The sequence below is a fragment of the Candidatus Seongchinamella marina genome (assembly GCF_026262685.1).
GTDB lineage: Bacteria > Pseudomonadota > Gammaproteobacteria > Pseudomonadales > Halieaceae > Halioglobus > Halioglobus marinus.
Map to the genome: position 1 here is coordinate 203639 of NZ_SHNP01000002.1, position 20645 is coordinate 224283.

Here is a 20645-nt window from a genome sequence, read left to right on the forward strand (position 1 = left end):
ATCCGGTAATTTTCCACAGCAGAATGGCTCGTTTTTAACATATTTGGGAATAACCATAGTCATTTTAATTATGGCTAGTTATAGATCACAGGAGCGCGGGGCCCTTGTCCAATTCCTCACAAACCACCTTAACGGTGACCCGTCTCGCCGGTGAACCCGCTGCGGTGCTTAGTCGGTGGTTGGAAGACGCGCCAGCCGAAGCCATCCTGCTAGTCGATTTCGAGTTGCAGCAGTGGTGGCTGGAAGACAGCGCGGCCCTGCCATTGCAGGCGATCTACTGCCGCAACGGTGAGAGGCTGCTGTGTTCTGTCACCGATAAAACACCAGCGCCGCCCGAGGTCGCTGCTTGCAGTCAATTTTGCGAGTGGGCCACTCTCAATCAGTTTGCGGTCTTTGAGTCGGGGCGGGCACTGGGCCTGGAACCCGCGCGTATTCCCAAGCCCTGGGGTCAAGAGGTCTGGTTTACCGGTGTGGAGGAGCGGGGCGTCTGTTGTTTCACCGATGGTCAGTACAGTTGCCCCATCCCTTGGGTGCAGGCTGCAGCGCCGGGTGCATTCGCAGGGCCTCCTGCTGAGCCGCTGGTGTTGCTGAAAATCCTGGATCCAGTGCCTCAGGAAGTGATTGGAGATTTATATTTTGAGCTGCATGAAGAGAAGCGTGAAGTCTATGTAGTGACGCATATCGATCCGGAGGCCTGGCCTGATGGCATCGGAGGTATTCGTTATGGCTTCGACCTCGATCGTTTGGCCGAGTCTGACGGTGACGAGGCTTTTCGGCGCGATTACCTTGCGGCTGTTCAGGACTATGAGCGGGTGAGGCGGCAGATTGATGAGCTGCCTGAGGGGCAGGCCGCACCTTCTGAGCTTGAAGAGCAAGAGCAGCTGTGTCGCCAGGTCATGAATGATTTCACCAATATGCGTCCCCTGCAGGTTGGTGATGTTGTAGTGGTTCCATTGCTTATGCCTCACTCCCTGCAGCACGGCGTGCGGACCATTGAATTCCAAACTCCGGTTTATGAGCGTCAGATTCTGTCTTTTGCGCAAAAAGTGCTCACTCAAGGCCACTGGGATACCGTCGCTGCCGTGCGGCAAATGCGGTTAACTTCGCAGGAAGATAAAGCGTTTCAGTTGCTGCAGTCAGAGACCGGAATCACCGTTGAGCGTATTGTGGACTTTGCTGACTTTGAGGTTCGGAGGGTGACTATTTCTGCTGGTGGCTCGATGGCTTTGGATGCTGCGCCCTGTTATCAGTTGCTCATGCTCATAGAGGGGTGCATGACACTCGATAGTCTGCGTCTGGAGGCTGAAGAAGCAGCGTTTTTGCCACGCGGAAGGCCCTTTCAGCTGTGCTCATCCGATCCCATGCAGCCTCTGGTTTTATTATTGGCATTACCTCGTCGTTGAGCAGTTGAACCACGCTGTCCTTTGTGGCAGAATCTGCGCCCTTATGGAACCTCCAAGTACGGCTTGCAGGGCTTATATACTCCCAAACAATCAATTGGTTAGGTGTAAAAAGCTCCAGCTAATTCTAGCTACTGGGTAGGAGGGAACATACATGCGGGAGTGGCGAAATTGGTATACGCGCTGGTTTTAGGTACCAGTGCCGCAAGGCGTGAGAGTTCGAGTCTCTCCTTCCGCACCATATTCTGAGCGGTTTCGATGTCCCATCGATCCGACAAAAAGCAAAGTGCAGCACCGAGGGTGTTGCACACCCGGTTATTGATGAGGAAATACCATGCAGGTTTCTATTGAGACGACTTCTGGACTGGAGCGTCGCTTGACCGTTGGCGTACCCGCTGCACGAGTTGATGGTGCAGTTGACGACCGACTGAAAAAGGCAACAAAGGATGTTCGCATCCCCGGCTTCCGTCCCGGCAAGGTGCCCATGAAGATAATGCGCCAGCGCTTCGGCCCGGGCGTACGTCAGGAAGTTCTGGGCGAGGTTATGAGTCAGTCTTTCCAAGAGGCAGTCATTCAGGAAAAGCTCCGTCCCGCTGGCCAACCCAGCATCGAGCCCAAGTCTCTGGACGCCGGCAAAGACCTGGAATACGTCGCGACGTTTGAGGTATTTCCTGACGTTGAAGTCACTGAAATGGTGGAGTTCAATGTTGAAAAACCAGTCGCTGAAGTGACTGAAGAAGACGTAGATAACATTATCGAAGTGTTCCGCAAGCAGCAGGGCAACTGGAATGCTGTAGAACGTGCTGCGATTGATGGCGACAAGGTTAATATTGATTTTGCCGGCACTCGAGAGGGTGAAGCGTTTGAAGGTGGAAGCGCTGAGGGTTCCGAGCTTGAATTGGGTTCAGGGCGCATGATTCCTGGCTTCGAAGACGGTGTTGTTGGTGCCAAAGCTGGCGAAGAAGTAACGCTCGCGCTGACGTTTCCGGAAGACTACCAAAGCGAGGACCTGCAGGGCGCAGCGGTCGAGTTTAAAGTGACCGTGAATGCCGTTGAAGAGATGGTACCCGCAGAACTGAATGAAGAGCTGTTCTCGCAGTATGGCGTTGAAGAGGGCGGTGAAGAGCAGTTTCGTAAGGAAGTTGCAGAGAACATGACTCGCGAGTTAAAGAATGCGATCGACGCCAAAGTGAAACAGCAGGTCATGGATGCCGTAGTAGATGCTCATGAAGGTGTAGAAATTCCTCGCGCGCTCATCGCTCAGGAAGTGGATGCTCTGCGCAACCAGATGTTCCAGCAATTTGGTGGCGCCGGCGGTCAAGACATGGACCTTAAATCGCTGCTGCCTGATGACATGTTTACCGAAAACGCTCAGAAGCGGGTCAAGCTGGGATTAGTTCTTGCTGAGTTGATTGGCAAGTTCGAACTGCAAGCGGACGGCGACAAAGTACGCTCCACCATTGAGGAAATGGCTTCTACCTATCAGGAGCCGGAAGAGGTCGTTGCCTGGTACTACTCCAACCAAGACCAGCTTGCGTCCGTAGAATCTAAGGTTCTTGAGGACCAGGTGGTTGAAAAACTCCTCGAGAGTGCCAAGATAGCGGAGAAGGAGTGCAGTTATCAGGAGGCAATCGCCCCTGCAGGTCAGGAAGAGGCCTGATAGTACCACTCCCGATGGCGGCGCACTGCGCGTCGCCAATAAACGCATAATCATTATTTAGGGACTGTACGCTATGCCATATCAGCCAGACGGGCGCAATTCTCAAACCATTGACAACCTCGGCCTTGTGCCTATGGTCGTGGAGCAAACCTCTCGAGGGGAGCGTTCCTACGATATCTACTCTCGACTGCTGAAAGAGCGCGTGATCTTCGTTGTAGGCCAGGTTGAAGATCATATGGCCAACCTGATCGTGGCCCAGCTACTGTTTCTTGAGTCGGAGAATCCTGACAAGGATATCCATCTGTATATCAATTCACCCGGCGGCAGTGTCACTGCTGGTTTGTCTATCTACGACACAATGCAGTTTATCAAGCCGGACGTGAGCACTATGTGTCTTGGTCAGGCTGCGTCTATGGGTGCATTCCTGCTGTGTGGCGGCGCCAAGGGTAAGCGTTATTGTTTACCCAATGCGCGCACCATGATTCACCAACCCTCGGGTGGGGCGCAGGGCCAGGCTACTGATATCGAAATTCAAGCCAAGGAAATTCTGATCATTCGCGAGAAGCTTAACCAGTTAATGGCTGAGCATACCGGACAGCCCCTCGAAGTCATCGAGCGGGACACTGAGCGCGATCGTTTCATGAATGCCGAGGAGAGCACGGCTTATGGTTTGGTGGACGAAGTTGTGACAAGCAGGGGCGGTGCCGGGCAATAGCCTGACTAATCCTGCTTTTCGCTTCCTCTGGGACTTGCAAAACACCGGAAAAAACATCATCTTAGGGTCTACGATGATGCCAATTCAGCTAATTTTGCGTAAGGCGGCTTAATGAGTGACGAAACCACCAATTCCGGCGATGACGGCGGTAAGCTGTTGTACTGCTCCTTCTGTGGCAAAAGCCAGCATGAAGTGCGCAAACTGATCGCTGGTCCCTCGGTGTTTATTTGCGATGAATGTGTCGACTTGTGTAATGACATTATTCGCGAAGAGGTGCAGGAGAGCGCGGGCGACACCCCTCAGGACCACCTCCCGGTACCTCAGGAAATCAACGGCATACTCGATGAGTATGTGATCGGTCAGAAAAGAGCCAAAAAGGTATTGTCAGTGGCGGTGTATAACCACTACAAACGCCTGCGTCACGCCCAAAGCCAGACCCGCGGGGAAGAGGTGGAATTGGGCAAAAGTAACATCCTGCTGGTCGGCCCGACCGGGTCCGGTAAAACGCTGCTGGCCGAAACGCTCGCCCGTCTGCTGGATGTGCCATTTACGATCGCTGACGCCACCACCCTCACTGAGGCTGGGTATGTGGGCGAGGACGTGGAAAATATCATTCAAAAACTGTTGCAGAAGTGCGACTACGATGTAGAGAAGGCTCAGGTGGGCATCGTTTACATCGACGAAATTGACAAGATATCTCGCAAGTCAGACAACCCCTCCATCACTCGAGATGTTTCAGGAGAGGGAGTTCAACAAGCACTGTTGAAGCTTATTGAAGGTACCGTGGCCTCTGTGCCTCCTCAAGGCGGGCGAAAGCACCCCCAGCAGGAGTTCCTGCAAGTTGATACATCCAATATCCTGTTTATCTGCGGCGGTGCATTTGCCGGCTTGGACAAGGTGATTCGCAACCGCTCAGAAAAAGGCGGCATTGGCTTTGGTGCCGAGGTCAAGAGCAAGGACGAGACCAGCAACATAGGCGAGCTTCTGTTCGAACTCGAGCCAGAGGATTTGGTGCAGTATGGTCTGATCCCAGAGTTTGTCGGGCGTCTGCCCGTCATTGCGACGCTTGAAGAGCTGGACGCAGAAGCGCTGGTACAGATTCTTACAGAGCCTAAAAATTCGCTGACCAAGCAATACAGCAAGTTGTTTGAGATGGAAGGAGTGGAAGTCGACTTCAGGGAAGACGGTCTGCACGCTGTGGCTGAAAAAGCCATGGAACGAAAAACCGGTGCTCGCGGTTTGCGATCTATTCTCGAGGGCATATTGCTGGACTCCATGTACAATATTCCCTCGCGGGATGATGTGAGTAAAGTGGTTATCGATGAGTCAGTCATTCGGGGCGATTCTGAACCCTTGCTGGTTTATCAGAGCAGTGAACCTGCGGTTCGCACCGCCTCCACTGAAGAATAGTTAGTCCGCGTCCACTTCTGGTGGGCGCAGGTTTATCTGCCAGGGCGAGCCCCTGGCGGTTGTATTTCGGGTAACAAACCCCATTACTGATATACAACGATTGTTTTTCCGCCCAACCCGGAGATTATTATGGGTTCATCCTCTGTTATTGAGCTTCCTCTGCTGCCATTACGCGATGTGGTTGTCTATCCACACATGGTGCTGCCCCTGTTCGTGGGGAGGGAAAAGTCTATCGAGGCATTAGAGGATGCCATGGCTAACGATAAGCAGGTGCTACTGGCGGCTCAGCGCAATGCGTCTGATGATGACCCGGGTGCAGATGACATCTATCAGGTAGGAACTGTTTCTAATATTTTGCAGCTACTTAAGCTGCCAGATGGCACGATTAAAGTACTGGTTGAAGGCGGTTTTCGCGCTGCGGTCGATGCAGTAGATGACGAGGGTGAATTTGCCGTAGCCAGCGTGCGCGAGATTGTCAGTGATGATATTCCCGAAGGTGAGGTTGAGGGCTTGCTTCGCTCTACCAACAGCCAGTTTGAGAAATACGTCAACCTGAGCAAAAAAGTGCCGGCGGAAGTACTTACCTCTCTGACCGGCATTGACGAACCAGGTCGTTTGGCTGACACCATTGCAGCACACATGAGCGTAGACCTGGAAGAAAAGCAGCGCATCCTTGAAATTTCCAGTATTCGCAGCCGTCTAGAGCACCTGATGGGATTGATGGAGGCGGAAATCGACCTTTTTCAGGTGGAAAAGCGCATCCGTGGTCGCGTCAAAAAACAGATGGAGAAAAGCCAGCGCGAGTACTACCTCAATGAGCAAATGAAGGCTATTCAGCGAGAGCTGGGCGAAATGGACGAGGCTCCCAATGAGCTCGATGAACTGCAAACGCGCATTGAAGACGCCAAGATGCCTTCCGAAGCCAAAGAAAAGGCTGAGGCAGAGTTGGGCAAGTTAAAAATGATGTCACCGATGTCCGCAGAGGCTTCGGTCGTTCGCAGCTACATTGATTGGATGGTTAGCGTACCCTGGACCAAGCGCAGCAAGGTCAAGCATGATCTTAAACGCGCCACTCGTATTCTTGATGAAGATCACTATGGCCTGGATGAGGTCAAAGACCGCATCGTCGAATACCTTGCGGTGCAGAAGAGGGTGCGCAAAGTGAAGGGGCCGGTTCTGTGCCTGGTAGGCCCTCCTGGTGTAGGCAAGACATCGCTAGGTGAATCGATTGCCCGGTCGACTAATCGCAAGTTTGTGCGCATGGCTTTGGGTGGCGTGCGAGACGAGGCTGAAATTCGCGGTCATCGCCGCACCTATATCGGTTCTATGCCAGGCAAGTTGTTGCAGAAAATGTCCAAAGCGGGGGTCAAAAACCCTCTATTTTTGTTGGATGAAATCGACAAAATGGGTATGGACCATCGCGGTGATCCAGCTTCGGCGATGCTTGAGGTGCTGGACCCTGAGCAAAATCACGCGTTTAACGATCATTACCTGGAGGTGGACTACGACCTCTCCGACGTGATGTTTGTGTGTACCTCTAATACCATGAATATACCGGGACCGCTGCTCGACAGAATGGAAGTGATTCGGATCCCGGGTTATACCGAAGACGAAAAGCTCAATATTGCCGAGCGCTACCTGATTCCCAAGCAAATTAAGCTCAACGGCCTGAAGAAGGACGAACTGTTCATTGCAGAAGACGCAGTCACTGACATTATTCGCTATTACACGCGGGAGGCCGGTGTGCGTGCTCTGGAACGTGAAGTAGCCAAGGTTTGTCGCAAGATGGTAAAAGCGATTACGCTTGAGGAGAGAGAGGGCGGCAGCTCGGTCAATGCAGAGATGCTCAGTGAACTGCTGGGGGTTCGTAAGCATAACTACGGCATAGCTGAGGAAGAAAACAAGATTGGCCAAGTCACCGGGCTTGCTTGGACATCGGTGGGTGGTGAGCTGCTAACGATTGAGGCTGTGGCGGTCGCCGGTAAGGGGCGCCACGTCAAAACCGGCTCTCTGGGCGATGTCATGCAGGAGTCGATTCAGGCTGCTACAACCGTTGTTCGCAGTCGTTCGCAGATGTTGGGTATTCCAGCAAACTATCACGAGAAGCACGACGTTCACATCCACGTCCCCGAGGGTGCTACGCCTAAAGATGGTCCAAGTGCGGGTGTTGCCATGTGCACAGCGCTGGTCTCCGTGCTCACTGAAATTCCAGTGCGCGCAGACGTTGCGATGACCGGCGAAATCACGTTGCGAGGTGAGGTTTTACCTATTGGCGGGCTGAAGGAAAAATTGCTGGCTGCTCGCCGTGGCGGGATTAAAACAGTCATCATTCCCAAGGAAAATGAACGCGACCTGAAAGAGATTCCGGACAATATCAAGGAGCACCTCAATATTCGTCCCGTTAAGTGGATTGACGAGGTGCTTTCAATCGCCCTGGAATCTATGCCAGAGCCGCTGAGCGACGAAGACTACATGGCAAGCTCCATCTCTGGAGGCCCGGAAGGGGCCGAAGAGGAAAAAAATCGCATAAATACGCATTAACAGACGGGTTCGTTGTTGACCGGGATTCCCGCTCTGTTATACAGTTCTTGGGTCTGCCAGAGTTGCTCAAACGCTGTTACAACAAGGCTTGCAGCCTATCTTGCATGAAAATAGACAAATGAACTGTTAGCCCACCCTGGGCCGAAAGATAACTTATTAAGCTGACCACTATTCCAAGGGGATAACTGTGAACAAAACTGAACTGATTGATGCAATCGCCGCTGCCGCGGACCTGTCCAAGGCCGATGCTGGCCGTGCTCTGGACGCAGTCGTCGACAGCGTGACCGATGCCTTAAAGAAGGGCGACCAGGTTTCTCTGGTTGGCTTTGGTACATTTTCTGTGAAGCACCGCAGTGCCCGCACAGGACGCAACCCACAAACTGGCGCCGCCATCGAAATCAAGGCGTCTGAAGTGCCTAGCTTCAAGGCCGGAAAAGCACTCAAGGACGCCGTTAACTCCTAAGGCATCCCTCATCCGTTGCGACTGACTGCTATGTCACGACGGTGAGGCCTTGAACGCATAGAAAGGCGCACTTATCAGGTGCGCTTTTTTTTTAAGAGTCGAGAGAACAACCCATGCTCCAAGACATACGCAAAAATAGCCAGGGCACCTTGGCCAAGATCATCGTCGGTATCATTGTCGTCGCTTTCGCCGGCTTTGGTATCGAATCTATCCTGTTGGGCGGCGGCGGCAGTGCCGTGGCCGAAGTGAATGGTGAAGAAATCACCCCGCAGGAACTACAACAGGCCGTAAACAACCAAAAGCGTCAGCTGATTTCAATGATGGGAGAAAACCTGGATCCGGCAATGCTGGATGATCAGTTACTGTCCCAGCAAGCAATGCAGACGCTGATCTCGCGCAAGTTGCTGGTGCAGTCCGCGAACGATATGGGTCTGACTGTTTCTGACACGCAGGTCGGTGCGTTGATTGGCAGTATGGAGCAATTTCAGCTGGATGGTCAGTTCTCCCCGGAGCTGTATCGTGCAAGGCTCGGAGAGGCAGGCTTTACCCCTCTATTGTTCAAGACGACGCTGACTGACGATATCAAGGTGGGTCAGGTACGCAGCGGACTCGCTGGCAGTGAATTTGCGACTCCCGGCGAACTTGAGTTAAATGCGCGCATTGTGGGTGAGCAGCGCGACCTGCGTTACATCACAATTCCACTGGAAGCTCATGCCAGCGAAGCGATTATCAGCGACCCACAGATCCAGCAGTATTATGCTGACAACTCTGACAGTTTCCTCTCTGAAGAGGCTGTTGAACTGGATTATATTGAACTGCGCAGCGACAGCTTTCGTGAAGCTGTGGAAGAGCAGATGATTGTTGATGCCTATGAGCAGGAAATTGCCAATAGTCAGTACCAAACAGAGAATCGCGTTTCTCACATCCTTTTTGAGCAGGGCGGTGATGAAAGTGATTCGTCCTACCAGGAGCGACTCTCAGACGCGCAGTCCAGGCTTGCTGCAGGTGAAGCGTTTGCTGCCGTCGCGCAGGAGCTTTCCGATGATGTCGGTTCGGCTTCTTCAGGAGGTGACTTGGGTTTTACCAGCGGCGATGCTTTCCCAGCAGAGATGGAAGAGGCCATCGCAGAGCTTGATTTAAACGGGATATCAACTCCGGTGGTGACCGATGCCGGAACGCACATTATTTTACTGACCGAGCGCCGCAGTGGCGAAGCGCCTCCGCTGGAAGAGTTGCGCGCTGGCCTGGAAGAGCAGTTGGCCATGTCTGAGGCACGAGTTGAGCTGTTGCGGATGGTTGAGACGTTAAAAGATCTGGCTTTTAATGCAGAGAGCCTCGCTGATCCGGCCACTGAACTTTCCTTGCAAATAGGGCAAACCGAGAAGATCAGTAGAGACCAGAAAGACGGTTTGTTTGCAAACGCCAAACTCATCGCTGCTGCATTTTCTGACGATGTGCTCAATGCCGGTCACAACAGTGATGTCATTGAGCTGGATCAGGACCACTGGGTAGTCCTGAGTGTTAGAGCGCATCATCCGGCAGAGGTGATGCCGCTGGAGGACGTTCAGGGAGTTATTGTCGCGCAGTTGACTGACGAGCGTGCCAGGGCCGCGGTCGACGCAGCTGCGGTGCAGGCGACGAGCAGCTTGCGAGCTGGAGAGCAGGTTGAAGCCTATGCCACAAGTGCGGGGTACCAGTGGCAGGTCGAATTGGCGGCGGATCGTCGCAACACGATGGTGCCACCCGACATACTGCAGAGCGCGTTTCAATTAGCGGCGCCCGCTGAGGGAAGTTCAGTTATTGATTACGTTCTTAGCGCCAACGGCGACGCGCTGGTTTATGAAGTGACCAGGGTTAGCCCGGGAGAGCTCGCGAGCTTGCCGGAGTCTGATCGCGCTGGTTTGGAACAAATTGTGGGTGGCGAATACGGCCAGCTGATCGACAATGAATACAGGCAAGGTCTACAAGACTCTGCTGATATCAGCGTATTGTAATCAAGGAAACTATACAGACATGGCCAAGCAGGTACTGACACTAAACCAGATTTCACTCAAGGGGCTGGAGCGACTGCCGCGGGATAGCTACGAGATCGCCAGCGAGTTTTCCCACCCGGATGCAATTTTGTTGCGTAGTCATAAGCTGCAGGCACAGGATATCGCCGACTCGGTATTAGCCATTGGCCGAGCGGGCGCTGGCGTTAATAACATTCCGGTCGCCGAATGCAGCCAGCGTGGTATTCCGGTCTTCAATTCACCGGGCGCCAACGCCAATGCAGTAAAAGAGTTGGTGGCTGCGGGTCTGCTGCTCGGCTCGCGCGGAATCGTCGAGGGAATACAGTACGTTGATACCTTGTCTGCAATGGCTGATAAGACCGAGATGAACAAGACTCTCGAAGTGCAAAAGAAGCAGTTCAAGGGCAGTGAGTTGGAGGGTAAAACGCTAGGCGTTGTCGGTCTTGGTGCTATTGGCTCAATGGTTGCTGAAATGGCGCTGACGATGGGAATGGACGTGGTCGGTTACGACCCAGCGCTTTCTGTTGAAGCTGCGTGGCGGCTTTCGAGTCAGGTGCGCAAGGCGGACACCCTGTCAGCGCTGTTTGGGCGTTGTGATTTCATTACTCTGCATCTTCCTGTACTGGATTCCACACGTGGGCTTATCAACGCTGAGCTTCTCTCGTCAACGCGGGAGGGAACCTGTCTGTTGAACTTCGCCCGCCAGGAAATTGTCGATGAGGAAGCTTTGGTGCAGGCGCTTGATGGTGACAAATTGCGCAAATACATCGCCGACTTTCCCTCACCGGCGCTTATTGGTCGAGATAATGTGATTCTGATGCCACATATTGGCGCTAGTACCGACGAGGCAGAGGATAATTGCGCCATCATGGCGGCGAATCAGCTCAAGGATTTTCTCGAAAACGGCAACATTCGCAATTCGGTTAATTTCCCCAACTTGTCTTTGGAACGTGTTTCCGGTTGTCGTTTGTCGGTTACAAACGAAAACGTTCCCAAGATTCTTGGCAGTGTGCTGTCCATCCTAGCGGATGAAAATATTAACGTCATCGATATGCTCAATAAAAGCCGTAATGATATCGCCTACAACCTTATTGATGTAGTGGGCCATACTTCAGATGAAGTTCTGGATAAAATGCGAGCGCTGGAAGGCGTTGTTAATGTCCGCATGATTGGTGACTGCGCCTGACTCCGGGCGCCTCTGAGCGACACAGAGATGGCAGATGATTTAGAGGCTATCAGCCAGCAGGTCGAGGGAAGTCGCGATTTCGACTTTCCTCCTTTGCACCTCTGGCAGCCGGAATTTTCCGGGGATATAGACATTCGTATTGCTCGCGACGGCACCTGGTTTCATGACGGAGAGCCTATTCGCAGGGAGTCCCTCCGTAATTTGTTTGCCAGTATTTTGCGACGAGAAGAAGACGGTGAATACTATCTTGTTACGCCTGCCGAAAAGTGGCGAATACAGGTAGAACTGCATCCGTTAATCGTGACCGACGCAGAGATTGGCGACGGCGATCTACAGTTAACGTTAAATACCGGAAAAGTGATTACGCCTGGCGACGAATATCAGTTATTTGTCGACCCGTCCGTCGATAATGTCGCAGCAGTCACGCTCTGGCATGGTCTGACTGCCCTGTTTTCTCGTGGCGCCTGGTATCGTCTGGCAGCCTGTGCCGATGACAACGGACTGGTGTCTGCCGGCGCATTTTCCTTCCAGCTCACTTAGGTTCTTGACTCGTTGGAGTCAGCCCGGTAGCTCAATAAAAAAGGCGAACCTTAGCTCGCCTTAGATCATTGCAGTCCCCTGGTTTTAACGCCGGAGCATGGAGCGCTACATATTGGGGTAGTTGGGCCCACCAAAACCTTCAGGTGTTACCCATACAATATTCTGCGAAGGATCTTTAATATCGCACGTCTTGCAGTGCACGCAGTTCTGGCCATTGATTTGAAAACGCTTGCCTGCGTCGTCTTCAACTATTTCGTAAACGCCTGCCGGGCAATAGCGCTGTGCTGGCTCGTCCCACGTGGGCAGGTTTACATTGATCGGAACTTCGGGGTCTATCAATGTGAGGTGACAGGGTTGGTCTTCTTCATGGTTGGTGTTAGAGAGGAAAACCGAAGACAAACGGTCAAAACTGATAGTGCTATCAGGCTTCGGATAGTCAATTTTCTTTGACTCTGCAGCGGGTTTCATCGTGGCGTAGTCGGGCTTGTCATCATTGAGCGTAAAGGGCAGTTTGCCACCAAACACGTTTTGGTCCAGCCACACCATGGCGGAGCCGATCAGAAAGCCAAACTTATGCATGAAGCCGGAGAAGTTGCGAGTGGTGTAGAGCTCCTCATAGGCCCAGGAGGCCTCGAAGCTTTCGGCAAAGCTATCGAGGTCGGCTTTGCGGTCTTCGCCCTGGAGGATTGCGTCTACCACCGACTCTGCCGCAATCATGCCGCTTTTCATCGCCGTATGGTTGCCTTTGATTTTCACTGAGTTGAGCGTGCCTGCGTCGCAGCCAATAATCAGGCCACCGGGGAAGTGCATTTTGGGCAGTGAGTTGTACCCGCCTTTGGTGATCGCGCGCGCACCATAAGTCAGGCGACTGCCGCCCTCCAGTAACTTGCTCACGCTAGGGTGATGTTTCCAGCGCTGGAATTCTTCAAACGGGCTCAGGTGCGGGTTTGAGTAGTTGAGATCGGTAATTAGCCCCAGATACACCTGGTTGTTTTCAGCGTGGTACAAAAAGCCGCCGCCCGTTGCGCTATTTTCTGACAGGGGCCAACCGAGACCATGTTCTACGGTACCCTCATCGTGCTTGGAGGGATCAATTTCCCAGATTTCCTTGATCCCGAGTCCGTAGTGTTGGGGATCTTTGCCTGCGTCCAGTGCGAACTTCTGTATTAGTTGCTTGCCCAGGTGGCCACGACAACCTTCTGCAAACAAGGTGTATTTTGCATGTAGCTCCATGCCTGGCATGTAACTGTCTTTGTGTTCTCCAGACTCACTGATCCCCATATCGCCTGTAGCGATGCCCTTGACGCTGCCATCTTCATTGAACAGCACCTCAGCGGCGGAAAAACCAGGATAAACCTCTACGCCCAGCACTTCAGCTTGTTCTGCCAGCCAGCGGCAGACGTTGCCCATAGAGACGATGTAGTTGCCTTCGTTATGGGTAGGCTTGGGAATAAGAAAATTCGGCAGAGTAATGGCGCCGGTAGCACTGGTATAAAAGTAGAACTTGTCACCTTTGACTTTGGTATTTAGTGGAGCGCCCATCTCTTCCCAATTGGGGAATAGCTCGTTCAGAGCGCGTGGTTCCAGAACAGCGCCTGACAGAGTGTGCGCTCCGACCTCAGAGCCCTTTTCTACCACGCATACCGTGATTTCCTGCTCTTTTTCCTGAGCCAGTTGCATGACGCGACAGGCAGCGGACAGGCCCGCAGGGCCTGCGCCAACGATCACAACATCAAATTCCATAGATTCGCGTTCCACAGCGGTGTCCTCTCTCGTAACGGGCTATCATCAGGGCCTGTGCCCTATAGCACTTTTACTTGTGTGCACTGCACTCCGGTAAGGCCTGCATCAGTGCTTCCAAAAAAGGTCGCAAGTATATAATTTTGATGGATAAAAGGCCATCACAGGGATGAATGATGGATATCCTTGGTCTGTCTCATTTGGAACATTTTCATGTCGCGAATGGCTATTGACCCGGAGGTACAATGTGGGCACCATAGCTCGCCGAATTAGCACGTACCGGGGGGATGTATTGATCACTCCGGCACCGTAAACCCACCCCTACTGAACTAATGGAGATTCCATGAAAGTTCTTGTTGCCGTTAAGCGCGTCGTTGATTACAACGTCAAAGTGCGCGCCAAAGCCGATGGTAGTGATGTTGACCTTAATAACGTCAAGATGGCTATTAACCCCTTTTGTGAAATTGCAGTTGAAGAGGCCGTGCGCCTTAAAGAAGCAGGCATAGCGACTGAAGTTATTGCCGTTTCCGTTGGCGATAAGCCCTGTCAGGAGCAGATTCGCACTGCGCTGGCGCTGGGTGCCGATCGTGGTATACAGGTAGAAACCGAGGGCGCCGTAGAGCCTCTGGTTGTTGCCAAATTGCTCAAGGGCGTTGTCGTTAAAGAAGAGCCGCAGCTGGTTATTCTTGGCAAGCAGTCCATTGACGGCGACAACAATCAGACCGGACAAATGTTGGGCGCTCTAGCCGGCATGCCCCAGGGCACTTTTGCTTCAGAAATAGTGATCGATGGCGACAAAATGAATGTCACCCGTGAGGTAGATGGGGGTCTGCAAACTCTGTCTCTGAACCTGCCAGCAATTGTGACCACTGACCTGAGACTAAATGAACCGCGCTATGCTTCCTTGCCCAATATCATGAAGGCAAAGAAGAAGCCGCTGGATGTTTTCACACCCGCTGATCTGGGTGTTGAAGTTACTTCCCACTTGACCCAGGTAGGTGTCGAGCCACCAGCCGAGCGTCAGGCGGGTATCAAAGTTGAAGATGTAGATCAGTTGATCGATAAACTGAAGAACGAGGCGAAGGTGATCTCATGAGTACTCTGGTAATTGCAGAACATGACAATGGCTCTCTGAAGAGTGCCACCCTTAACGCGGTGACCGCAGCCCAGGCTATGGGCGCCGACATCGACATTCTGATCGCAGGTGCAGGTTGCGATGGTGCAGCCCAGGCAGCAGCCTCTGTCGCCGGCGTCCGTAAGGTGCTGGTTGCCGACAATGCGGCCTACGCGCACCAGTTGGCTGAGAATGTTAGCCTGCTGATCGCAGAAGTTGGTGCTGGCTACGACAACATTATTGCCCCGGCGACAGCCGATGCCAAAAACACGATGCCTCGGGTTGCCGCTTTGCTGGATGTCGCGCAAATTTCCGAGATCACTTCTGTCGAATCAGCTGACACTTTTAAGCGTCCGATATACGCAGGCAATGTTATCGCTACCGTTAAAAGCGCAGATGCCAAGAAAGTGATCACCGTTCGTATCACTGCTTTTGACGCAGCACCAGCTGAAGGTGGTTCAGCTGCGGTTGAAGCGGTTGACTCAGCGCACGATGCCGGCATTTCTTCGTTTGTTGGTGAAGAAGTCGCTGTATCAGATCGCCCCGAGCTTACCTCCGCCGATATTGTTATCTCCGGTGGCCGCGGTATGCAGAATGGCGAAAACTTCAAGCTGTTAGACGGTATTGCTGACAAGCTGGGTGCAGCAATCGGTGCATCTCGCGCCGCTGTTGACGCAGGCTTTGTGCCAAACGACATGCAGGTCGGCCAGACCGGCAAGATTGTTGCTCCTGACTTATATATTGCCGTGGGGATCTCCGGTGCGATCCAGCACCTGGCCGGCATGAAGGATTCGAAGGTTATTGTCGCGATCAATAAGGATGAAGACGCCCCCATTTTCCAGGTTGCGGATTATGGACTTGTCGCGGATTTATTCGATGCACTGCCTGAGTTCGAAAGTAAGCTATAATTCGGACTGGAGCCAGTGAAAGCCGGCCGATCAGGCCGGTTTTTTTTGGTTTGTTATTACGCGAGACCCAAGGACTTAAGGGTCTCCGGGTCACTGTCTCGAAGCTAAGGATGTATCCACCGGCAATAGCCCGGTTAAGGAATGCCTCTATGAAAGATTATTTTGTCCTTAAGAACATGAGCAGTAGTGAAGCGATACCACTTATCAGCAGCTCTGTTACTTTGGGCCGGGGTCCGGAATGCGAAATTGTAGTTGATTGCAGTGAAGCCTCTCGTCAGCATGCAAAGATCACCCGCCGAGACGGGCGCCTCACGATAGAGGATCTCGGGTCTACAAATGGCACAACATTAAATGGGCAGCAACTGAGAAAGCCAGAGATTATTGGCGGCGGCGATATTATTTATATTGGGCAGGTCTACTATTTGGTCGTGGACTCGGGCGCTTCCGATCAGGGTACCATCGTCGGCGGCCGACTGGCTGCGATCGATGAGAACTATGTTGTTGATCAATTCGATCCCAATGTGACGGGCCTAAGAATGTCTTACCCCAAACCGCCTGGCTGGTCGGAAGACGAAACCCCCGTTGATAGCAAACAAACCAACAGCAAGCTACTCGGTGTGTTAGTGGATCAACTGCGGCAACAATCTGTGGGCGCTGATAAAAATGCCGCGGTGTTCATGATTGTCAGTCAGTCGGGGCGCAATACTTTGCTGCCGCTGCCCGCTGGTAAAAGCACATGGGACTTGGGTCGCGCTACCTCCAACGACCTTGAAGTTTCCGATATCACCATCTCTTCTGTGCACGCCAGGGTGAATCTCCAGTCAAATACCTGGCATGTGGAGGACCTGAACTCTACTAACGGTACACGTATCAATGGTGAGAAAATCGACCGGGGCGTATTGACTGATGGGGATACGTTGCGCCTTGGCAAGGTCGACCTCCTTTTTAAGTCCCTTAGCCCCGGCGAAACGTTCTAGCTCAGTCTCGCCGCAGACGGTCGCTAATGGCGATCGGAGTAGGGTAGTTGAATACGACAATGTAAGAAGAAGCGACCAGCGTTATGATCGTCGTTGCCTGTATCAATAACGAGGCTTTATCGCTGATGAGTGCCGCACTCGTAGCAACGTAGGCAATCAATAGCGAGAACTCCGATGCCTGCCCCAACCTGAAACCAAGATCCCATGCCAGGGTTCGCTTTTCGCTCACCCCCTTGAGTAACCAGCGGTAAGCTGCAGGTTTTACGGTCAGTACCAGAGTCGCGAGAACGACTGCCGGTAGCCACACCAATTGCAGCATTGTCAGGTCGAATCGCGCACCCACGGAGAAGAAAAATAAGATCAGGAAGAAATCGCGCAATGGTTTCAGGTTAACGGCAATGTACTGGGAAATAGGGCTGGTAGCGATGGTGATACCGGCAATGAACGCTCCTATTTCTTCCGACAGTCCCAATGCCTTTGCGGCCTCTGCCATGCCCAGGCACCATCCCAGTGCCAGCAGGAAAATATACTCATGAAAGCGGTCGAAGCGCGTGATTAAGGGTAGCAGAACAAAGCGAACAATGACCAGAGCACTTCCAGCAAGCAAGGGCAAGCCGAGCATCGAGAGAGCGAGTGCACTGCCCATTCCATCGCCTTCTCCCGCAGCACTAAACAGTACTACCAATACCAGAATCGCCAGCAAGTCCTGGAGCAATAGCATGCCAATCATCAATTCACCTATATGACGATGATGAAGCACAGTGGTTGGCAGTAGCTTGATGCCGATAATAGTCGAGGAGAACATCATTGCCGTCCCGACGATCAGCGCATCGAGGTCGGAGAAGCCAGACAGCTTGGCAACGACGAAGCCCATGGCGAGAAATAACACGGAACTTGCCAGAGCAACGACCGTAGACTTTCGTAAGGTAGACCAGAGCGCCTGGGGCTGCATGTCCAGTCCCAGCAAAAATAGCAGAAAGATGATGCCGATGTGACCGATGTCAGCCAATAGCTTGGTGTCTGTCACCAGAGAAAGACCATAGGGCCCGATAAATGCGCCCAGGGCGATGTAGGCGATAAGCAGCGGCTGCCGGGTGGCCAGCGCCAGGGAAGCAAAGACAGCGGCCCCGGTGAATATCAGGAAAAAAGAGAATGTGATCGATACATCCATTCAGGCGCGGCTCCGGTTGATCTTCTTTCGTTGTCTCCGCAACGACGGCAACCCAGTGGCTCCAGGTTCTATTCTTGCAACTACCGCATTATCGCCCGCAGGGGAGCAACAATTACAGGGAGAGTGTAACAATCCACTGATGGATAGGAAATCCGTTCAGGCGCGACGCCGAAACAGGGGTTCTGGCTGGTCAACAGATGCCTGATAGTATTCGCTGAAATCGGCAAGACTTGCCAGTGCCTCTTCTAACTCTTGCTCATCTTCAAATTGAAAGGCGTCAAAGCCACAGCGAGAAAGATAGGTTAGCTGGTCGCGCATAAAGTGCCCAACGGCTCGCAATTCGCCCCGGTATCCGCGCTCGCGCAGTTCTCTACCGTAGGAAAACCCCCTGCCATCCATAAAGGTCGGGAAGTTGACCAGTACCAGTGGAATGTCGTCTATGTGCTCCAGCAGCGGCGCGAGGGTCTCGCCGGGCTCCAGCATCACAGCGCGGGTGGCCCTGTCATTCGCCTGTAGCCATTGCTCCAGATCCAATACCTCCGGACTTTGGTCTTCAATAATCTTGCCGTTCTTAATTAGCTTAGGCATAAACACGCTCCTTGAAGGGACCGATGCCGACCCGGCGATAAGTCTCTAGAAAAGTTTCTTCTTGCTGGCGTAAGCCCACAAACGTAGTGAGAAGCTTGTCGATCACCTCAGGCATATCGTCTTGTTTGAAGGAGGGACCGAGAATTTTGCCTATGGATGCATCTTTGCCCTGGTGCCCCCCCAGGCTTACCTGGTAAAACTCCTGGCCTTTTTTATCAACCCCGAGAATACCGATGTGGCCAATATGGTGATGCCCGCAGGCGTTCATGCATCCACTGACGTTTAGTTCCAGAGGGCCAAGGTCGTAAACATAGTCCATGTCGTCGAAACGCGACTGTATTGCCTCCGCAACGGGAATAGATTTGGCGTTGGCAAGAGAGCAGTAATCTCCGCCAGGACAGCAGATCATGTCTGTCAGATAGCCAATGTTAGCCGTGGCAAGTCCGGCTTTTTGCAGGGAATGCCACAAATCTTTGAGCTGGGTTTGCTCCACATCCGCCAGTACCAGGTTTTGCTGATGCGTAGTGCGAACCTCGCCAAAAGAGTACTTGTCCGCGAGGTCGGCGATTAATTCTAACTGTGTGTCGGTGATATCACCTGGTGCGTAGCCAGTGGCTTTAAGTGATATGTTAACAATTCGGTAACCGCTGACCCGATGTGCCACCGTGTTGCGCTTGACCCAGTTAGCAAAAATCAGATCAATCTTGCATTGTGAGTTGAGCGTGGCGGCTGTCTCAGCAGCATCCAGCTTGGCGTAAGCGGGTTCAGTGAAGAAAGATTTGGCGCGATCTATTTCATTCTGGGTGAGTGTGCTTGCCCCACCTTTCAGGCTTTTCCACTCCTGTTCTACCGCCTCACGGAATGCAGCGATACCCATGGCTTTGACGAGAATCTTGATGCGGGCTTTGTATTTGTTGTCGCGACGTCCGTGCTGGTTGTAAACCCGCAAAATCGCTTCCAGGTAGGTGAGTAGATGGCTGGGCTCTAGGAAGTCGCATATTTCAACGCCTATGACGGGCGTGCGACCAAGGCCACCGCCCACCAGTATACGCAAGCCACTCTCTTCCTCGTTGTTGCGCACCAGCTCAATGCCAATATCGTGTGCATGAATAGCCGCACGGTCTTCGTCGCTGCCGCAGACGGCGATTTTGAACTTGCGGGGCAAGAATGCAAACTCGGGGTGCAGGGTAGACCATTGGCGAATAATCTCACACCAGGGGCGGGGGTCCTCAAGCTCATCGGTGGCGACACCGGCGTACTGATCCGTAGTGGTGTTGCGGATACAATTGCCCGAGGTTTGTATAGCGTGCATCTGCACGGTTGCCAGTTCCGCCAGCATGTCAGGCACTTCTGCCAGCGCCGGCCAGTTGAACTGGATGTTCTGCCGCGTGCTGATGTGAACGTAGCCCTTATCATAGTCGCGCGACAGCTGAGCCACCTTGCGAAGCTGATGGCTATTGAGGAGTCCATAGGGGACTGCGACCCGTAACATCGGTGCCAGGCGTTGGACGTAAAGACCATTTTGCAGGCGCAGAGGGAGAAACTGCTCTTCGCTTAACTTTCCATCCAGATAACGCAGTGTCTGGTCCCGGTATTGGGAGACACGCTCATCAACAATTTTCTGGTCGTACTCGTCGTAAACGTACATCTACGGTTCCTGTGTTTCTGTGGCAGGGTGTGGCGCAGTTTTAGCAGGCGGCACTTTACCAGAAAATGCATCCAGTCAAATAGTTATAATTTTCATAAGGTTAGAACAATATATCAGGAGCAAGTCTGTGCTTGGGATTCTTTGACGAGCTGCTATAATGGCGACCGCCCAAGACCCACTACAGGAACCCTAGAATGACTGAAGATATCAACAACCAAGAAGATGGCGACGGCTCAGCAGACGCGATAGCCGCCACAGCGGTAATTTCACTGGTCGTTCTGACCATGTACCTGTGGCTTTCAGGAATGCCATCCTGACATCCAAAGGAGCGGCGCTAATTTAGTGACCCGCTCCTTTTATCACCAACTGTACGATCACCACCATCACCGCGATAAAGCCCAGGGTAAAAATCACCCCGGCTGCAACAAACACGCCTGCACGCCCCTGATTGAAGTCTCGCTCTCTGTTTTTGCTACTTTGAACGCCGAGGCCGGCAGCGAACACGCTGGAGATTACCTGAAACGGATTTAAGGACTTGCTGTCGGCGTTTTTGTCCTGTTCGCTCATTGTAG

Annotated in this window: 18 protein-coding genes and 1 tRNA gene; 14 read left to right on the forward strand and 5 right to left on the reverse strand. The window is 52.8% G+C overall.

Features of this window, described 5'->3' with window-relative positions:
- The first annotated feature begins 104 nt into the window (after positions 1-104).
- The 10 genes from EYC87_RS05960 (at position 105) to EYC87_RS06005 (ending at position 11927) form a co-directional block, all read left to right on the forward strand.
- The gene (locus EYC87_RS05960) at positions 105-1403 is read left to right on the forward strand and encodes a hypothetical protein (RefSeq protein WP_279252082.1); all 1299 of its coding nucleotides are present in this window, start codon (positions 105-107) and stop codon (positions 1401-1403) included.
- Positions 1404-1556: 153 nt separating this feature from the next.
- Positions 1557-1641 (forward strand) — tRNA-Leu (locus EYC87_RS05965).
- Positions 1642-1734: 93 nt separating this feature from the next.
- Positions 1735-3060 carry a trigger factor gene (tig, locus tag EYC87_RS05970; RefSeq protein ID WP_279252083.1) on the forward strand — a complete coding sequence of 442 codons (1326 nt, stop codon included), beginning with the start codon at positions 1735-1737 and terminating at the stop codon, positions 3058-3060.
- Between the two features lie 73 nt (positions 3061-3133).
- On the forward strand, positions 3134-3775 hold the full coding sequence (gene clpP, locus EYC87_RS05975) for an ATP-dependent Clp endopeptidase proteolytic subunit ClpP (protein ID WP_007228041.1): 642 nt from the start codon (positions 3134-3136) through the stop codon (positions 3773-3775).
- A gap of 111 nt (positions 3776-3886) precedes the next feature.
- Positions 3887-5185 carry an ATP-dependent Clp protease ATP-binding subunit ClpX gene (clpX, locus tag EYC87_RS05980; RefSeq protein WP_279252084.1) on the forward strand — a complete coding sequence of 433 codons (1299 nt, stop codon included), beginning with the start codon at positions 3887-3889 and terminating at the stop codon, positions 5183-5185.
- A 129-nt stretch (positions 5186-5314) separates the two neighbouring features.
- Complete coding sequence (lon, locus tag EYC87_RS05985) at positions 5315-7726, forward strand: endopeptidase La (RefSeq protein WP_279252085.1); 2412 nt, start codon at positions 5315-5317, stop codon at positions 7724-7726.
- A 187-nt stretch (positions 7727-7913) separates the two neighbouring features.
- Entirely contained in the window at positions 7914-8189 is a 276-nt protein-coding gene (locus EYC87_RS05990; RefSeq protein ID WP_007227657.1) for an HU family DNA-binding protein, read from the forward strand.
- Positions 8190-8302: 113 nt separating this feature from the next.
- Positions 8303-10183 carry a SurA N-terminal domain-containing protein gene (locus tag EYC87_RS05995; protein ID WP_279252086.1) on the forward strand — a complete coding sequence of 627 codons (1881 nt, stop codon included), beginning with the start codon at positions 8303-8305 and terminating at the stop codon, positions 10181-10183.
- Between the two features lie 19 nt (positions 10184-10202).
- Positions 10203-11387, forward strand: coding sequence for a phosphoglycerate dehydrogenase (locus tag EYC87_RS06000; protein ID WP_279252087.1), 1185 nt, complete (start codon positions 10203-10205; stop codon positions 11385-11387).
- Between the two features lie 27 nt (positions 11388-11414).
- A complete protein-coding gene (locus tag EYC87_RS06005) occupies positions 11415-11927 on the forward strand; it encodes a DUF1285 domain-containing protein (RefSeq protein WP_279252088.1) in 513 nt (170 codons plus the stop codon).
- 105 nt (positions 11928-12032) lie between these two features.
- Here EYC87_RS06005 and EYC87_RS06010 read toward each other — a convergent pair whose 3' ends face one another.
- Entirely contained in the window at positions 12033-13685 is a 1653-nt protein-coding gene (locus EYC87_RS06010; RefSeq protein ID WP_279252089.1) for an electron transfer flavoprotein-ubiquinone oxidoreductase, read from the reverse strand.
- Positions 13686-14010: 325 nt separating this feature from the next.
- Between EYC87_RS06010 and EYC87_RS06015 the strand changes: the two genes are divergently transcribed.
- From EYC87_RS06015 to EYC87_RS06025, 3 genes are all read left to right on the forward strand, one after another.
- A complete protein-coding gene (locus tag EYC87_RS06015) occupies positions 14011-14763 on the forward strand; it encodes an electron transfer flavoprotein subunit beta/FixA family protein (RefSeq protein WP_279252090.1) in 753 nt (250 codons plus the stop codon).
- Positions 14760-15689, forward strand: a complete 930-nt coding sequence (locus EYC87_RS06020) for an electron transfer flavoprotein subunit alpha/FixB family protein (protein ID WP_279252091.1) — start codon at positions 14760-14762, stop codon at positions 15687-15689. Before EYC87_RS06015 ends, EYC87_RS06020 begins: the two co-directional genes overlap by 4 nt.
- Before the next feature lie 149 nt (positions 15690-15838).
- A complete protein-coding gene (locus tag EYC87_RS06025; RefSeq protein WP_279252092.1) occupies positions 15839-16666 on the forward strand; it encodes an FHA domain-containing protein in 828 nt (275 codons plus the stop codon).
- Between the two features lies 1 nt (position 16667).
- Here EYC87_RS06025 and EYC87_RS06030 read toward each other — a convergent pair whose 3' ends face one another.
- From EYC87_RS06030 to EYC87_RS06040, 3 genes are all read right to left on the reverse strand, one after another.
- Complete coding sequence (locus EYC87_RS06030) at positions 16668-17837, reverse strand: cation:proton antiporter domain-containing protein (protein ID WP_279252093.1); 1170 nt, start codon at positions 17835-17837, stop codon at positions 16668-16670.
- Positions 17838-17993: 156 nt separating this feature from the next.
- Positions 17994-18425 carry a DUF934 domain-containing protein gene (locus EYC87_RS06035; protein ID WP_007227719.1) on the reverse strand — a complete coding sequence of 144 codons (432 nt, stop codon included), beginning with the start codon at positions 18423-18425 and terminating at the stop codon, positions 17994-17996.
- Complete coding sequence (locus EYC87_RS06040) at positions 18418-20073, reverse strand: nitrite/sulfite reductase (protein WP_279252094.1); 1656 nt, start codon at positions 20071-20073, stop codon at positions 18418-18420. Before EYC87_RS06040 ends, EYC87_RS06035 begins: the two co-directional genes overlap by 8 nt.
- A 194-nt stretch (positions 20074-20267) precedes the next feature.
- Here EYC87_RS06040 and EYC87_RS06045 point away from each other — a divergent pair, with 194 nt between their 5' ends.
- A complete protein-coding gene (locus EYC87_RS06045) occupies positions 20268-20390 on the forward strand; it encodes a hypothetical protein (RefSeq protein WP_007227891.1) in 123 nt (40 codons plus the stop codon).
- Positions 20391-20412: 22 nt separating this feature from the next.
- On the opposite strand, the gene EYC87_RS06050 is transcribed toward EYC87_RS06045, so the two are convergent.
- Positions 20413-20640: a DUF2970 domain-containing protein gene (locus EYC87_RS06050; protein ID WP_279252095.1), complete on the reverse strand. Its 228-nt coding sequence runs from the start codon at positions 20638-20640 to the stop codon at positions 20413-20415.
- Between the last annotated feature and the right edge of the window lie 5 nt (positions 20641-20645).

What these genes read in the sequence shown, in the direction of transcription:
- EYC87_RS05995 (WP_279252086.1), top strand. Translation starts at nt 8,303, where the DNA reads ATGCTCCAAGACATACGCAAAAATAGCCAGGGCACCTTGGCCAAGATC.
- EYC87_RS06030 (WP_279252093.1), bottom strand. Translation starts at nt 17,837, where the DNA reads ATGGATGTATCGATCACATTCTCTTTTTTCCTGATATTCACCGGGGCC.
- EYC87_RS06005 (WP_279252088.1), top strand. Translation starts at nt 11,415, where the DNA reads ATGGCAGATGATTTAGAGGCTATCAGCCAGCAGGTCGAGGGAAGTCGC.
- EYC87_RS06050 (WP_279252095.1), bottom strand. Translation starts at nt 20,640, where the DNA reads ATGAGCGAACAGGACAAAAACGCCGACAGCAAGTCCTTAAATCCGTTT.
- EYC87_RS06015 (WP_279252090.1), top strand. Translation starts at nt 14,011, where the DNA reads ATGAAAGTTCTTGTTGCCGTTAAGCGCGTCGTTGATTACAACGTCAAA.
- clpP (WP_007228041.1), top strand. Translation starts at nt 3,134, where the DNA reads ATGCCATATCAGCCAGACGGGCGCAATTCTCAAACCATTGACAACCTC.
- tig (WP_279252083.1), top strand. Translation starts at nt 1,735, where the DNA reads ATGCAGGTTTCTATTGAGACGACTTCTGGACTGGAGCGTCGCTTGACC.
- EYC87_RS06025 (WP_279252092.1), top strand. Translation starts at nt 15,839, where the DNA reads ATGAAAGATTATTTTGTCCTTAAGAACATGAGCAGTAGTGAAGCGATA.
- EYC87_RS06020 (WP_279252091.1), top strand. Translation starts at nt 14,760, where the DNA reads ATGAGTACTCTGGTAATTGCAGAACATGACAATGGCTCTCTGAAGAGT.
- EYC87_RS06045 (WP_007227891.1), top strand. Translation starts at nt 20,268, where the DNA reads ATGACTGAAGATATCAACAACCAAGAAGATGGCGACGGCTCAGCAGAC.
- EYC87_RS06035 (WP_007227719.1), bottom strand. Translation starts at nt 18,425, where the DNA reads ATGCCTAAGCTAATTAAGAACGGCAAGATTATTGAAGACCAAAGTCCG.
- clpX (WP_279252084.1), top strand. Translation starts at nt 3,887, where the DNA reads ATGAGTGACGAAACCACCAATTCCGGCGATGACGGCGGTAAGCTGTTG.
- EYC87_RS06040 (WP_279252094.1), bottom strand. Translation starts at nt 20,073, where the DNA reads ATGTACGTTTACGACGAGTACGACCAGAAAATTGTTGATGAGCGTGTC.
- lon (WP_279252085.1), top strand. Translation starts at nt 5,315, where the DNA reads ATGGGTTCATCCTCTGTTATTGAGCTTCCTCTGCTGCCATTACGCGAT.
- EYC87_RS06000 (WP_279252087.1), top strand. Translation starts at nt 10,203, where the DNA reads ATGGCCAAGCAGGTACTGACACTAAACCAGATTTCACTCAAGGGGCTG.